The 1113-nt window shown below is 71.0% G+C and carries 3 protein-coding genes; 1 reads left to right on the plus strand and 2 read right to left on the minus strand.

All coding sequences use genetic code 11. The annotated features are described in order from the left end of the window. The coding region (locus I53_RS18915) for a pyridoxamine 5'-phosphate oxidase family protein (RefSeq protein WP_251982365.1) at positions 1-184 on the minus strand (184 nt) is incomplete at its 3' end. 146 nt (positions 185-330) lie between these two features. Here I53_RS18915 and I53_RS18920 point away from each other — a divergent pair. Beyond that, positions 331-768: an RT0821/Lpp0805 family surface protein gene (locus I53_RS18920; protein WP_374701347.1), complete on the plus strand. Its 438-nt coding sequence runs from the start codon at positions 331-333 to the stop codon at positions 766-768. Between the two features lie 54 nt (positions 769-822). Here I53_RS18920 and I53_RS18925 read toward each other — a convergent pair. Further along, a partial coding sequence (locus I53_RS18925; RefSeq protein WP_374701348.1) for a hypothetical protein occupies positions 823-1113 on the minus strand: 291 nt, incomplete at its 5' end.

Raw genomic sequence — 1113 nt, forward strand, 5'->3', positions numbered from 1 at the left:
CCTTCAGCAGCCCCATCCGCACGTCCGGCAGCCCGTCCGACCCGGCGGTGGCGAGGGCCATCGCGTTCGGGTCCTCGGGTTCGGCCGCCTCCGCGTCCTTCATCCAGAAAGCGAACAGCCCGAAGGGGTCGTCGCTCAGTGTGAAGTCCGCGCTCTTCGGGTCATCGGTCCTTAACTGATCCACGCCAAGACTCCTGCCTGCCGCGTCAAGGGCCTGAGGGGGCACCGACATCGGCATGTTCGGTCGAGCGGAAAGCCCGTCGTGAGTCAGGTGTAATGCGGCGATGCGCGTGTAAAGGGCCAAGCCGGCGGGCGCGCATCTGCGCGTCCGTGTCGGTCGTGTCGGTGGCGATGGCCCTGTGCGGCTGCAGCCAGCCTCTGCTGATCTTCCGGGGCGATCCCCCGGCGGCGCCGCGCGTGGTCGAGGAGCCCACCGTCACCGGCAGCATCGAGAAGCGGCCTGTGAGCTTCGGGGACGACCTCGCCGAGGAGGATTGGCGCCGGGCGCGTGCCGCCCTGGGCGTCGCCCTGGATCCGCAGGGCAACGGGCGGCCCGTGAAATGGGACAATCCGGAGACCGGGCTTCACGGGTCGGTCAACCCGACCGGCCTGCCCTATGTCTCGGACGACCTGATCTGCCGCAACTTCCTGGCCTCGGTGATCGGACCGGCCCGCAGCCGCTTCGTCCGCGGCACCGGCTGCAAGCTCTCGGGCGGCCCATGGACGCTGAAGCGCGTCCGGAGCGCGAGCGGCGCCGGCCGCTCCTGAACGAGGCCGCCGCGCCCGGCGGCCTCAGCCAAGTCATTCAGCCGGCGAGGTTTCTCAGTAGGGGTGGCCGTAATACGGCCGCACGCGCAACCGCGGCTGCGCCGCCGGCGGGGCGGCGTAGCGGGCCGCGGCCTCCGGATCGTAAGTCCGGATGTAAGGGTCGAGGGCTGGGTCGCGGTAATTGCCGTTGTTGACCCCGGCCGAACGATCGTTGCCGCTCAGCGCCGCGTAAGGCGAGAGGCCGCTGCCGNTGTCGCCGCCCACACCGCCACCGCCGGCCCAGGGCAAGGCCATCCCCGGAGTGGCGGCGAGTAGCATCNGCGCGAGGGGCACCGTCAGCGTCTT

Origin of the sequence: Methylobacterium sp. B1, from assembly GCF_000333255.1 — a bacterium.
GTDB classification, from domain to species: Bacteria; Pseudomonadota; Alphaproteobacteria; order Rhizobiales; family Beijerinckiaceae; genus Methylobacterium; species Methylobacterium fujisawaense.